Origin of the sequence: Halopseudomonas oceani (assembly GCF_002903165.1) — a bacterium.
GTDB lineage: Bacteria > Pseudomonadota > Gammaproteobacteria > Pseudomonadales > Pseudomonadaceae > Halopseudomonas > Halopseudomonas oceani.
Map to the genome: position 1 here is coordinate 220,115 of NZ_PPSK01000003.1, position 13,286 is coordinate 233,400.

At 55.4% G+C, this 13,286-nt stretch carries 12 protein-coding genes; 7 read left to right on the forward strand and 5 right to left on the reverse strand.

Features of this window, described 5'->3' with window-relative positions; genetic code table 11:
• The first annotated feature begins 10 nt into the window (after positions 1–10).
• The 7 genes from C1949_RS19260 to C1949_RS05110 all read left to right on the forward strand — a co-directional run bounded on the left by C1949_RS19260 (position 11) and on the right by C1949_RS05110 (position 8,411).
• Positions 11–208: a hypothetical protein gene (locus C1949_RS19260; RefSeq protein WP_146040291.1), complete on the forward strand. Its 198-nt coding sequence runs from the start codon at positions 11–13 to the stop codon at positions 206–208.
• A 75-nt stretch (positions 209–283) separates the two neighbouring features.
• Positions 284–1,399, forward strand: a complete 1,116-nt coding sequence (locus tag C1949_RS05085; protein WP_104737383.1) for a DUF2855 family protein — start codon at positions 284–286, stop codon at positions 1,397–1,399.
• Between the two features lie 408 nt (positions 1,400–1,807).
• The gene (locus C1949_RS05090; RefSeq protein ID WP_104737384.1) at positions 1,808–2,593 is read left to right on the forward strand and encodes a class II glutamine amidotransferase; all 786 of its coding nucleotides are present in this window, start codon (positions 1,808–1,810) and stop codon (positions 2,591–2,593) included.
• A gap of 93 nt (positions 2,594–2,686) precedes the next feature.
• Entirely contained in the window at positions 2,687–4,012 is a 1,326-nt protein-coding gene (locus C1949_RS05095; protein WP_280527926.1) for a nucleotide sugar dehydrogenase, read from the forward strand.
• Positions 4,013–4,106: 94 nt separating this feature from the next.
• Complete coding sequence (locus C1949_RS05100) at positions 4,107–6,047, forward strand: acyltransferase family protein (protein ID WP_170063004.1); 1,941 nt, start codon at positions 4,107–4,109, stop codon at positions 6,045–6,047.
• A gap of 117 nt (positions 6,048–6,164) precedes the next feature.
• Positions 6,165–7,253, forward strand: coding sequence for a glycosyltransferase family 4 protein (locus C1949_RS05105; protein ID WP_104737387.1), 1,089 nt, complete (start codon positions 6,165–6,167; stop codon positions 7,251–7,253).
• A gap of 42 nt (positions 7,254–7,295) precedes the next feature.
• The gene (locus C1949_RS05110) at positions 7,296–8,411 is read left to right on the forward strand and encodes a glycosyltransferase family 4 protein (protein WP_104737388.1); all 1,116 of its coding nucleotides are present in this window, start codon (positions 7,296–7,298) and stop codon (positions 8,409–8,411) included.
• Between the two features lie 11 nt (positions 8,412–8,422).
• Here C1949_RS05110 and C1949_RS05115 read toward each other — a convergent pair whose 3' ends face one another.
• The 5 genes from C1949_RS05115 to C1949_RS05135 all read right to left on the reverse strand — a co-directional run bounded on the left by C1949_RS05115 (position 8,423) and on the right by C1949_RS05135 (position 13,156).
• On the reverse strand, positions 8,423–9,877 hold the full coding sequence (locus C1949_RS05115) for a CDP-glycerol glycerophosphotransferase family protein (RefSeq protein ID WP_146040292.1): 1,455 nt from the start codon (positions 9,875–9,877) through the stop codon (positions 8,423–8,425).
• A 94-nt stretch (positions 9,878–9,971) separates the two neighbouring features.
• Positions 9,972–10,646: an NTP transferase domain-containing protein gene (locus tag C1949_RS05120; RefSeq protein ID WP_104737390.1), complete on the reverse strand. Its 675-nt coding sequence runs from the start codon at positions 10,644–10,646 to the stop codon at positions 9,972–9,974.
• On the reverse strand, positions 10,622–11,224 hold the full coding sequence (locus C1949_RS05125; protein WP_104737391.1) for an HAD-IB family phosphatase: 603 nt from the start codon (positions 11,222–11,224) through the stop codon (positions 10,622–10,624). The genes C1949_RS05120 and C1949_RS05125 overlap by 25 nt, the downstream gene beginning before the upstream one ends.
• Positions 11,221–11,979, reverse strand: a complete 759-nt coding sequence (locus C1949_RS05130; protein ID WP_104737392.1) for a class I SAM-dependent methyltransferase — start codon at positions 11,977–11,979, stop codon at positions 11,221–11,223. Before C1949_RS05130 ends, C1949_RS05125 begins: the two co-directional genes overlap by 4 nt.
• A 16-nt stretch (positions 11,980–11,995) precedes the next feature.
• Complete coding sequence (locus C1949_RS05135; RefSeq protein ID WP_229744291.1) at positions 11,996–13,156, reverse strand: lipopolysaccharide biosynthesis protein; 1,161 nt, start codon at positions 13,154–13,156, stop codon at positions 11,996–11,998.
• Between the last annotated feature and the right edge of the window lie 130 nt (positions 13,157–13,286).

A 13,286-nucleotide genomic window follows, 5' to 3' on the forward strand; every position in this document is an offset into this window, starting at 1 on the left:
ATGCAATTTTATGACCAATAAGTCACAGGAAAATACAGCCACTTCCCTGCCGTCATATCGCAATAATCTTGAGACCCGCGCGCCAGACGCATCCATTCAAAAGGGAAGCAAGAAAAAACAAGGAATGAGGCAAAACACAAAAGTGTTCATTGCAGTGCAGGACATCGGCAACCACTCCAATCGTGCCCTCTTATCAGGCGGCATTTGAACGATGATTGAACGCTGACCGCGCGGTGCAATCACGGCAAGCTAGCCTCTGACATCACAGCCTGGGGACCAGACCATGACCACCACTTGCACCCGCCTGCTAGTTAACAAAGGCAACATCCACGAGTGCACGCTGCAGGAGGTGCCCAGACTGCAAGAGCAGGACCTGCAGGACGGCGAGGTGCTGCTGGACATTGACTACTTCGCGTTCACAGCAAACAACATTACCTACGCAACGCTGGGCGACCGATTCGGCTACTGGGACTTCTTCCCGGCCGAGGCCTCCTGGGGCCAGGTGCCGGTGTGGGGCTTTGCCGATGTCAGCGCCAGCCGTCACCCCGCTATCAAGGAAGGCGCCCGGGTGTACGGCTACCTGCCGATGGCCGAGCAACTGCGTGTACAACCGGGCGACATTACCGCCAGCAGCTTCACCGACATCGCCAGCCATCGCAGCCACCTTGCTCTGGCCTACAACCAGTACCAGTTCACCGCCAGCGATCCGGCGTATCGCCCGGAACTGGAAGCGCTGCAGATGCTGCTGCGGCCGTTGTTGCTAACGTCTTTTCTGCTGGATGACTTTCTTAACGAAAACGACTATTTCGGCGCCCGGCAGATCATTCTTACCAGCGCCTCCAGCAAGACCGCCCTTGGCCTGGCCTTCATGCTCAACCACCAGCGCTCAAGCCGAGGCGGCAAACCGCTGCAGATCGTTGCGCTGACCTCGGCAGCCAACGCTGGCTTCGTCACCGGCCTTGGCTACTATGACCAAACCATCACCTATGACCAACTGGATGAGCTGAACGCCGACACTCCAAGCGTGCTGATCGACTTTGCTGGCAACGGCGCAGTGCTCGCAGCGGTCCATCAGCGGCTGCAAGAGAAACTGAAATACAGTGCATTGGTAGGCGCTGCGCATTGGGATCAGCGGCAGAGCGAGAAAAACCTTCCCGGTACCAGACCGGAGGTGTTTTTCGCCCCCGGCTACTGGGCGCAGCGCAGCAAGGACATCGGCACTGCCCAGTTGATGGGCCGCTTTGCCACGCTTTGGTCACCCTTGGCTGCGTCAGTCGGGAGCTGGATGGAGATAAGAACCGTCGAAGGCGGCGAGGCAATGAAGCAGGCCTACCTGGATACCCTTAACGGGCTAATCAGGCCGGAAACAGGGATGATCATGAAAACACAAGGCAAATAGCGTCCTGTCTGGGGCCGCTTGGAAGGCAGCCCCATCCCCTTGCCAGCCTTACCACACCAAGAATGTAGGCACCGTCCCGACATTGATGCTCATCTCGCTGCAAAACCAGGGTTAAACTCGCGGCGGCAAACAGCCTCTCGGCGGCCGCCATGCTGGAATCGTTCGAAAGCCATCAAGCGAAACCCCGTCACCCAGCTGTGCCCCTCAAATAACGACGCCCGCCTGATTTTTGCCCCAGCGGGTTGGACTTAACGGCAGCAGACTTCGTTGCCTGCCAGGCAACGCCCAGCGTAGGCTCACAGGAACGGCAGGATTCGGCAAGCATCACCAGCCGCGCGCCGGTCGTTTTCGTTTCACATCCGCCCCGCGCTATCATCACCACCTACCAACACCATCAGGAGCCAGCATATGTGTGAGCTGCTCGGCATGAGCGCCAATGTACCCACCGACATCTGCTTCAGCTTCGCTGGCCTGATGCGCCGCGGTGGTGAAATCGGGCCGCACAAGGACGGCTGGGGCGTTGCCTTCTACGAAGGCAAGGGCCTGCGCTGCTTCCACGACGCCTCCCCCTGTCACAGCTCTGCCATTGCCCGACTGATTGAGCAATACCCGATCAAGTCCGAAAACGTCATCTGCCACATCCGGCAGGCCAACGTCGGTGGCGTCAGCCTCGCCAATACCCACCCATTCACCCGCGAACTATGGAGCCACTACTGGGCCTTCGCGCACAACGGCCAGCTTGCCGGTTTTCATCCCGCCGCCGGCCCCTATAGCGCCGTAGGCGATACCGACAGCGAGCGTATCTTCTGCCACCTGCTCAACACCCTGGCAAGCCGCTACAGCGCCCCGCCCAGACTGGATGAACTGACTCAAACCCTAAGCGAATGCTGCGCCCCGCTCCTGCCGCTCGGGGTGTGCAACCTGATGCTCAGCAACGGCGAATGGCTGTTTACCCTCTGCACCAGCAAACTCCATTGGATAACCCGCCGCGCACCCTTCGGCCCGGCACAGCTCAGCGACCTCGAACTTGAAGTCGACTTCAAGCAGCACACCACCGCCAACGATATCGTCACCGTCATCGCCACCGAGCCCCTGACCAGCAATGAGCAATGGGAGGCATATCAGCCGGGTGAATGGATGTTGTGGCAAAAGGGGGAGATAGTGCTGCGGGGCTTGCTGCTAACCGTCCAGTGATCGACAGCACAGCGCCGCACATCAGCCTTGCCCGCACTTCGGGCATTTGCAATCATCGCCACCTAATATCCGAGAACAGGGACCGCTCACAGAATGCCCACCTCACCCCAAACCAGTAACGCAATGGACGGCCTACTCAGCCGCATTCAGTCAGGCCAGTGCGTCGTTGGCATCTACGGGCTGGGCTACGTCGGCCTACCACTGGCCCTGCGCTTTGCCGAGGTTGGCATTCGGGTCATCGGCTTTGATATCGACCCTGCCAAGGTCACCAGTCTCAATAGCGGCCAAAGTTACATCGAGCGCATAACGGCCAGCGAAATCGAGCGCGCCAGGGCCGCTGGATTTGTCGCCACTACCGACTTTGCCCTCACCCGCGAGGTCGACGCCCAGATCATCTGCGTCCCGACCCCGCTGGACAGCCACCATCAGCCCGACCTCAGCTACGTCGCCAATACCGTCGACGCCATACTGCCCTACTTCAAGGCGGGGCAACTGATGAGCCTGGAGAGCACCACCTGGCCGGGCACCACCGACGAACTTCTCGCGCCCCGGCTCGCAGAAGGCGGCTTCACCCCCGGCCTCGACTGCGCGCTAGTCTACTCCCCCGAACGTGAAGACCCGGGCAACGCGCACTTCACCACCGCGCAGATTCCCAAGGTTATCGGCGGCATGACGCCACAATGCCTTGAACTCGGCACTGCCCTCTATGCAAAAGCCATCGAGCGCCTCGTGCCCGTCAGCACCACCCGCGCCGCCGAAATGACCAAGCTGCTGGAAAATATCCACCGCGCGGTCAACATCGGTCTGGTCAATGAAATGAAAATTGTCGCCGACCGCATGGGCATCGACATCCACGAAGTCATCAAGGCCGCCGCCACCAAACCGTTCGGCTTCGTGCCCTATACCCCTGGCCCTGGCCTTGGCGGCCACTGCATCCCGATTGACCCGTTCTACCTGACCTGGAAGGCCAAGGAATACGGCGTCAACACTCGGTTTATCGAGCTGGCAGGCGAGATAAACCACTACATGCCGCACTGGGTCGTGCAGAAAGTCGCTGACGCCCTCAACAGCAAAAGCAAAGCCATCAACGGCAGCCGCATCCTCGTGCTGGGCCTCGCCTACAAAAAGAACATCGACGACACCCGGGAATCACCCGCAGTGGAAATCATGTCACTGCTGCAGGACAAAGGCGCCATCGTCGCCTATGCAGATCCACACGTACCCAGCTTCCCGCAGAAACGGGATTACCATTTCGACCTGAAATCAGTCACCCTGACCGCCGAAACCATGGCCGACTACGACTGTCTCGTCCTCGCCACCGACCACGACGCCTTCGACTACAACGCCCTGCAACAGCATGCCGCCGTGATCGTCGACACTCGCGGCCGCCTGCACGGGGAGAATGTGGTTAATGCCTGAGCGCGAACGGTAGACACCAACGGCAACATGAAATTATTGAACGGGTCTTTCACGCCAAACTGAATAGCAACCACCCCACCTGCAAGGACGCACCTTGAGTCAGCAAATAAAGCAACTGCCGTATAACCCAAGCATCCAGGGCCTCAGAGCTGTCGCCATCCTGCTGGTTTTAGCTGCGCACACCGGCGTCCCCTTCCTGTACGGCGGGTTTATCGGAGTGGACGTCTTTTTTGTCATCTCCGGATATCTGATCACGGGCCTGCTGATCACTGAAATTGAGAAGGAAGGAGGACTGTCGTTATCACGCTTTTATGCCCGCCGGCTAAAACGGCTGATGCCCGCACTGATGCTCATGCTGATCGTCTCGGCAGCGGCTATATTTGCCTTAACGCCCGTCACCGAACACCCCGCCCAAGCATCGGCCGCAGCAAGCGCCGCAGCCTGGGTCAGTAATTTTTACTTCATCTTTGCCGAACAGAACTATTTCGAGAGTACTTCTCTGGCGAATGCCTTTCTCCACACCTGGTCGCTCGGAGTGGAAGAACAGTTCTATCTGCTTTGGCCCCTGATGGTCATGCTGGTCTGCAGCCTTGCGAGCAAATACCGCCTACCTCTGCTGCTGGCCATAACCCTGCTAAGCCTGGTCCTATGCATGTGGCTTGCCTACAGCAACCCGGTCCAAGCTTTCTATCTAATGCCTGCACGCATCTGGCAATTTGGTTTCGGCGCAATCACTTGGCTGCTGGCAAGACGGTTAGTATCGCCCTCGTCCGTCGCCACTACGATACAGCTTGTCATAGGGATTGCAGCCATTTTCGTCAGCGCGCTGTTAATCGGTGAAAACACACGTTATCCAGACTGGATCAGCCTTATACCCACCCTGGCAACATCGCTCTGCCTGCTTGCGGTATCACCGGGCTCCCAGTGCATGGCAGCAACGCCGCTCGCGCGCGGCCCACTAAAGTACATTGGCGACATATCGTATTCACTCTACCTGTGGCACTGGCCTGTACTCGTTATCGGCCAGCACCTGCTGACAGAGAAGACACTCTATACCCAGGCAGCTCTCGTATTAACCGCGTTCCTTCTTGCCCATCTATCTTACCGACTAGTTGAAAACCCCATTCGGCAATATCAAAACGCAAGAATCAGCCCCAAGTGGCAAATTGTTGCCAGCCTTGTCGTTATCGTGTTGATCAATGTGCAACTAATAAAGTGGCACAACAGCGCCTCAGACCAACTCGCCAGCGAAGCCCCGTCCGCTCTTGCCTTGGCTCGTTCTGACGCTCCGGAAATTTATCGCTATGGCTGCGATGATTGGTACGCATCCGCACAGGTAAAAACTTGCCACTTTGGCTCAAAAGAAGCCTCCAAGGTTGCTGTCATGTGGGGGGACAGTATCGGGCTACAGTGGTTTCCTGCAATCAAGCAGGCACTTGACCTGGATAGCGGCGAATGGCGGCTGGAAGTGATCACGAAATCCTCGTGCCCAATAGTGGATCAGCCCATCTTTTACCAACGCATTGGGCGTATTTACACAGAGTGCAGCGAGTGGAAAAAGACCGCTGCCGCCTACCTGAACAAGCTCGAACCTGACCTGTTGTTGATTGGGTCTGCAGGCACCTATGACCTGACCGAGGAACAATGGACAGAGGGAACCACACGAATATTTGAAGAACAGATCACGTCAGCAAAACGGATCGCAATAATTGCACCAACCTACGCGCTTGGCTTCAATGGCGTAACCTGCTTGATGGAGCATGGCGGCGTAGCTCGGGTCCAGGCGTCTAGCAAAGATACATGCAGCAGTCCTGCCGACGACAAACGGCGATCGAATGCCATAAAGGGCTTGCAGCGAGCAGTCGACTCATTACTCAATACAGCCTTGGTTGACCTAAACGACGCGGTTTGCCCGGGCCAGCGATGCAATGCAATTAGCGGCGACCTAATCGTCTTCAGAGACAATCAGCACCTCACGGCCAGTTTTGCATTGAGCTTGGCAGACAACATGAGAGACGCACTGGGCATGCCATAGCGCTCACTGCACAGCATCAGCCCTAGCCTACACGACTACAGAGCGACACCACACTTGGATACTCCGCGACGCCGAATACTCATCATCACCCGCAACCTGCCACCTCTGGTGGGCGGAATGGAGCGGCTGAACTGGCACATGGCGGATGAGTTGTCCAAATACGCGGAGGTGCGAGTCGTTGGGCCACGCGGCTCGGCCGCCCAAAAGCCCGACAACGTCCAGATTACTGAAGCGCCACTTAAGCCTCTGCCGCTGTTTCTAATAGTCGCGTTTATCAAAGGCCTGTGGGCTACCCTTCGCTGGCGGCCCGACACCATTCTTGCCGGCAGTGGGCTAACCGCGCCTATAGCATGGATCCTTGGCAAGCTCGCCGGAGCCAGGTCTGTCGCTTACCTGCACGGCTTCGACATCACCGTGGACCATGCTTTCTATCGCAGACTATGGCGCCCCACGTTCAAGCGGCTGGATCACGTCATCGTAAATAGCACCCCCACAAAGCAGCTGGCGTTGGCGGCAGGCGTGAACGAGGAGCAACTCAGTATCGTGTTCCCAGGCGTCAGCATCCCTGCAGCGCCGCAGCCCGCCGAGCGCATCGCCGCATTCAGGGAAAAACACCGCCTGATGGGAAAAAAAATCCTGCTCTCTGTTGGCCGCCTTACCACCAGAAAAGGGCTGCGCGAATTTGTTGCACAGGGCCTACCCACAGCTGTGAACGCAGAACCCGATGCAATGCTGGTCGTGATCGGGGAAGCGCCCAGAAACTCCCTCGGTGCGGGCATTCAGACCGTGGAAAGCATACAGGCGGCCGCAGCAAGGGCTGGTGTTGGTGCAAATGTCATCTTCCTTGGCGTTATTACCAATCCGGCTGAACTGGCCACGGCCTATGAAGCAGCTGACGTGCATGTATTCCCTGTCCGCCACATTCCGGATGATCCTGAGGGCTTTGGTATGGTAGCTATTGAAGCGGCTGCGCATGGGTTGCCAACGGTGGCATTTGCGACTGGAGGGGTGGTGGATGCGGTTGCCGAAGGACAATCAGGTCATCTCGCACAGGCTGATAACTACCAGGCTTTTAGCCACGCCTTAGCAGCAGCCTTAAGCACTGAAAGGCTTACCTGGCGTGCGAAAGCCCTGGAGTTCGTGGAGCCTTTTGCCTGGCCCGCTTTTGGTGAGCGACTGGCTGCTCAGATTGCTCCCAACAGATAGCAAGCTAGGCTCTCAATTGAGGCGCACGAGAGTAAATGACACATGCATATACTGATATTTTGCAAGCGACAATACACGGCACGCGACCTCTTGGATGATCGCTATGGACGCCTGTATGAAATACCAGAGGCGTTGGCGCGTGCTGGTCATAAAGTTAGCGGCCTCATCACCAGCTACCGGTACCGTCCCGAGTCAGAACACACATCCGGCTCAGGAGTACGATGGCTATCAGTCAACCTCACTCCTGCTGCGCCTTGGAAGTGGTATCGCCAGCTAGGCCATCTGCGTAAAGACAAGCCAGACGTAATCTGGGCGTCATCGGATGCTCTGCACTGTATCGCCGCAATAAAATTAGGCCAACTGCTTAATGCCCCAGTTGTGCTGGACCTGTACGACAACTACGACCACTTTACCCTGACCGCTCTGCCGTTCGTTCGCCACCAATTTCACCAGGCATGCAGAAGCGCTGCAGTGATAACAACGGTAAGCAATACCTTGGCAAATTATGTGCGCGAGATGATTGCCCCGGCGACGCCAGTCCAAGTAATCGGCAACGGAGTAAACACAAAAGTATTCAAGCCACTTGCCGCCAAGCAATGCCGAGAGCAACTCAATTTGCCATTAGGGGCCCGGATAATAGGGACAGCTGGAGCGATAAACGCAAGCAGGAACATCAACGACCTGTTTGAGGCCTTTACACTCATGGCAGATAGAGACACTGACCTCTACTTAGCCATCGCAGGCCCTCAAGACAAGACACCTGCACTCTATGCTCATCCACGCATTATCAACATGGGCATTCTGGACTGGCAGCTGGTGCCGATGCTAATTAACGCGTTAGATGTCGCAGTGGTCTGCAACCGGGACGACACGTTCGGACGCTATTGTTTCCCCTTGAAGTTTCAAGAGGCGATGGCATGCGGCGTACCAGTATGTGCAGCGATGGTAGGTGATGTAGCCCACCTGTTAAAAGATCATCCGACGATGCAATACAGGCCAGGGGATGCTCTGCAACTGGCAGAAAAGCTGAACACCTTGCTGGCTGGCGAGAGGGGATCCGTTAGCTACACCGTCTCAGACTGGACAGCGCTTGCAGCACAATTGGATAAAATCTTGCAAAATGCCGCTCAGCAACTTCCGGCCAGCCCCAGAAACTAACATCCCCTTGCTCACACTTTGCCGACGCCACGTAAGGAACGGATGCAGGCCATTAAACGCGGCGAGCCTTTTACCGCTTCTCCAAAAACAATGCGGCTCTGATTCAGTTTTCGGCGCGCTAACTTACGCCATTTTGGTTCCCGGACTTTCTCCTCCCGGAGCGACTTTAGCGCAGAAACCAGCTGTGCCAACGTCGGCGGTAATGGCGGCACCAGCTCTGCATTGCCAGACGACAGGGCTGCCGGTCGAAGCGGCTTTCTAATATAGGGAGGCGGAGAAGGAATACACGTGATCGCCTCCTCGGAAGCCCCACCCTGACAGAGACGCTTCAGAAAATCAGCGACTCGCTCACCCGCCCGACCGTCCAGCAACGGCAAATGATTAGCCAAAGCACCTGACAAGTCTCTCACGTCGGCCTCGCCAGCAATGACCGAATCTAGAAACGTGCTCACGTCGCCAGGAGCGCTAGCAACAGCAAAATGCCTGACTAATTGCTTAGACTCCTGATTCAGCGGCTCGCCCTCTGGGTTGATAAGCGCCAGAACAGGCTTGCCTGTTACCAGGTACTCAAGAAGAAAAGAGCCAACATCCGTAATCAGCGCGTCGGATGCCGCAAAAGCGCCGGAATGACTTGGGGACTCATCGAGCACCAGGCCAGCCTGCGCCAACTCTTCACGCAACAACGGAAGCTGGTCCGCAGTCAATAGTCCCTCACGCACAACCGCAGGCAGCAAACCTGGATGTGGACGCCAAAGTAAACAAATATCTTTTCGTCGGGAGAAGGCAAACTCAAATATCTCCGGCCCCAGCAAGTCAAACGTGGAGAAATTAGAAACCTGAGAGTGTGACTTACCAAAACTAAAATGAGCGTTCCACAAAATCACCTTCCGACCTTTGATAGCGCTGGTCCAGTCCTCACGAAACGGCGCAGCGGTCGAGCTTATAAGGCGATCGAAACGAGGCAGCCCAAGTACATAAACATGGCCAGCCCCCGAAGGGCAGTACTCTTGATAAAGTGTTTTCTCGTACCGTGAGCGCGCCACAACCGCCGTGGCATGAAGCTGGGCAGGCTGACAGTATTGAAGGCGCAGGTTCTTATTACCCCCCCCCATAACCAAACCGTAAGGAATATATACCGTTACCGGTACAAGAGCTCGCACATGGTCAAACCATAACCCCTCAGGACGCTCTCTATCATAAGGATGGTTAAAGATCACTGCATCGAACTGATCACGATGCAGAATCACGCTTTCATCCCATTCAAGAAACGGCACCGCATCACGCTGCAACAGTTCCTGCATCAACGTAAGCTTTTCCGCAGAAACAGAAGGGTTTTCATAATTGTAAGGAAGCACCCATACAACAGGAGAGAAGCTATCACTATGCCTCATCGCCTCCCATACTGAGGCAATATTTACCCATGCCTCAGGGCGCTGCAGCAGCAGCAAAACTCTTACAGGCTGCATTTAAAACCCTTTTGCAAAAGTCAGAAAAAGGTGCAGTTCGCCGGAACGTCCCGATCAGGGAATAGCACTAGACACCGCGCGTCCCGAAAACAACTCAAGAACGAGCACTCCCGACGCCAAGCAAGAAGGCATTAGCAGCAGCCAGGTCAGCAGGCGTATCGACCTCATGCAAGTCAAGTAGCTTTGCAGGTAATGGCAGAGAAGGCTCAAGCGCCTGATAGACAAAGCCTTCTGCCTGCTCCAACCTCACCGGCGGCCCTGCAAAGATATTGGCCCATTCGTACTCACTGTCCAGGTCGCGGCCAAAGTGGGTCACCTCCAATGCATCACCAGCGCTCTGCCCAACCTCAACCAGCACAGCATTTTCACTTTTGGCACGCGTCACGCCGACCAGTGAACAGTGCTCATTAGCAGCTCGAATGAAACTTACCAGCGATCCGTCGTCAATAATCAGGTCACCATCCAAATATAGAACCTTAGAATGGAAACCAAGACTTCCGATAGCAATACTATGGGCTGTGTTGGTTTCCCTATATTGAGGATTTCGAACCAATACAACATCCCGATGGTATCTGGCGCAATAGTCAGCCACCAACTCCTCGCGGTATCCAATGACAACATGTATACGTGATACCTGCGGCCTGAGTGACTCTATCAGCCGGGTCAGAATCGTCTTTCCATCTACTTCTATCAAACACTTCGGCAACCCAAGCCCCAGCCTGGAACCAAGACCAGCACACGCAATTACAGCGCCTTCAACAGCTTGCATAGAGCCTCCGGAGAATTGACCAGCAATGTCGACGCATCAACGGTGCAGGGCGCAGGGGGGTGCACAGCCCCATATGCAATACCTATTTCCGCCTCGGAAAGCATAGATACGTCATTAGCACCATCTCCAATCGCGACGTGACGTTCAAATTTCCCCGACGCCCGACTCTCTCTAACAACCTGCCCCTTATCGATGATGTGGTTCAGCCTGACGCTACCGGAGCTGATAGTGGCAGAGGAGCAGAACCAGCGACACGCTAGCCGCTCCATAAGCGGCTGCAGCCAAATATCCAAATTGCCTGTCACAACAGCGCACTGCTCAGACCGGCCGTTGATGAAATCGACCAGCTCGGACTGCATAGGAATTGAATCGACTACAGAGTGCACTCGCTCCAATGGCACCTGACCAAGAATAAGACAGCGAAGGCGCATTGAGTCGGTGAAAGGAATGAGGCCGTCCATCGTCAGTCGGGTCAAAGTAGCAATTTCGTCAGCGACCCCAAGCTCAGAAGCGATACAAGGTAAAAGTTCTGTCGTGGTAATGGTACCGTCAAGATCGAAAAAAAAAGCCGTTTTCATCGGTTTCTCTCCAACAGGAACCAGCACTGCCGAGTGTCGCTCCGATTGTTCAAAACCCTGTCATCGTAGACATCTCCAGCACCAACAAAGCGAAAGTTGGGAGCGGGCATCTCTGTGCGAATGAAAGCCTCTAGCTCTTCCCTGGTACGATATATCGCGTTGTAATACTGCTCCATATCCTCAGAGAAATGCTCAGATATCGTTAACCGCCGCCCAAGCCCGACAGGCTCGCGGAGCAAAATGAGGCCACCAGGCGCGATTGCATTAGCAATACATCGCAACGCGTTACCCAACTCCGTATCATTAAGGTATATCAGCACACCAGCGCACAAAACACGGTCGAAGGGCTCAACAACACCCAGTGTATGCAACGAAAAATCATCTGCCGACGCAACAAAGAAAGAACTATTCTCTGAAGAGAAATGTTGCCGAGAGTACTCGACTAACCCTTCGCAAGCATCAATACCATAGTAACTAGCAGTAACGGGTATCAAATTTTTCGCCCAACGCCCTGTACCACACCCCACATCAAGCAAACGCTCCGAGCCACTCAATTGCAGGAGGGGAAGCAACTTCTGCTTTTCAGCAATATCGCGATTTAGTGCAAGGTCTGAGTCTTTATCTTGATAAATAACCGCATGCAACGGGCCGACGGATTCAATCTTCTCAGCTCGCTTATCAAAAAAACTACTCACCGACTTTTTGTCTATCTCCGGCCCACCACACTCTCCGGGCCCTGTATAGGTTCTGGTCATTGCTTCTAACGCCTCCCTAGGATTCGTACCGGACTTTGCGGCTCACCCGTTTAGGGCGAAAAAATAAGATCATGGCCGTACCAACTGCCGTCATTAACCACTCAGAAATGGCAACAGCCAAAGGCAGGCCGAGAACGCCAAAGCGACCTACCAAACCGACAGCAGAAAATATAAGAGCAGCCATCCCCACCACCTCGAATACCACTCGCGTCCAAGGCTTACCCAGCGCCATCAGCGTATTGCCAGCGACCAAACGCAGAGCCATTCCCGGTATAGCAATGCACAACCAACGAACCATGTCGGCTATCCCCAGGTACTCATCCCCAAAGAGCTGGTCCAACAGAGGGGAAGATACCCAGACTGCAGCCGCCAGAGCAACGCTGTAACAAGCGGCAGCTGCGTACATCCATACCAGCAGATCCGCCAAACCTGCTGGCCTCCCGGCTTCGCGAAACATACGTGGCAACGCTGAAAGCATCATGGCCGCAACCGGAAGAGTAACCGCACCCACGACTCGAGCTGACGCCGCATAAACACCAGCTGAAATAGGTGGGAGAAGCTTCAGTGATATCGTCTTGTCAAGCTCAGCCGGACCCGCTTTGGTGATATTCATGGCAGCGTAGCCAAAACCTTCGCGCCACTCGCTTTTGATCGGTAAACGCCAGCTATGCCAAGAAGGCCAGCGAGCTGGCAGCATCATTGCTCCCACCCCCAGAGCAACAAGCGAGGCTAATGTGTAACCTAAAACATAAGCGTCAAAAGGATCGGCCAACCCAAGCACAGCCACCGACAAAGCGACCATGAGGCGAAGCCCTAGAGGGGAAAGCTGCAAGAGCTGCGCCCTTGCGACCCGCCCCAAGGCATGATGCTCTGAGGTCATCAGTGCATAAAGCGGCTGCAGAAGAATTTCAGCAAAACCAATCAACAGCAGCGCTCTAAAAGGTAACAGCGCAGCGCCAAACGCAGCGGAGGAGATTGATAGATAACCTATGAACAGCACAATCCCACATACGAGGGTACAAGGAATAGCCCAAGGGAGTATGCGATCTCTTGAACAAGGATCTTTGGCGACACCAGCGAGCAAAACAACATGTGTCCCGAAAGTGGAGCAAGCTCCCATCAACACTGCCAAGGCTGAAGCACCTGCAAACGCACCAAATTGCTCTGCTCCCAACATTCTAGCGACCAAAAGCAAAGTGCTTGCCTGAACAACCAAGCGTAATGCCAGGACTACACTAGTGCGAAGAGTACCAAGTGCAATCGTCCCTCGAAGCATGATCAAAAGCCCCATTCTGCGAACACGCAGC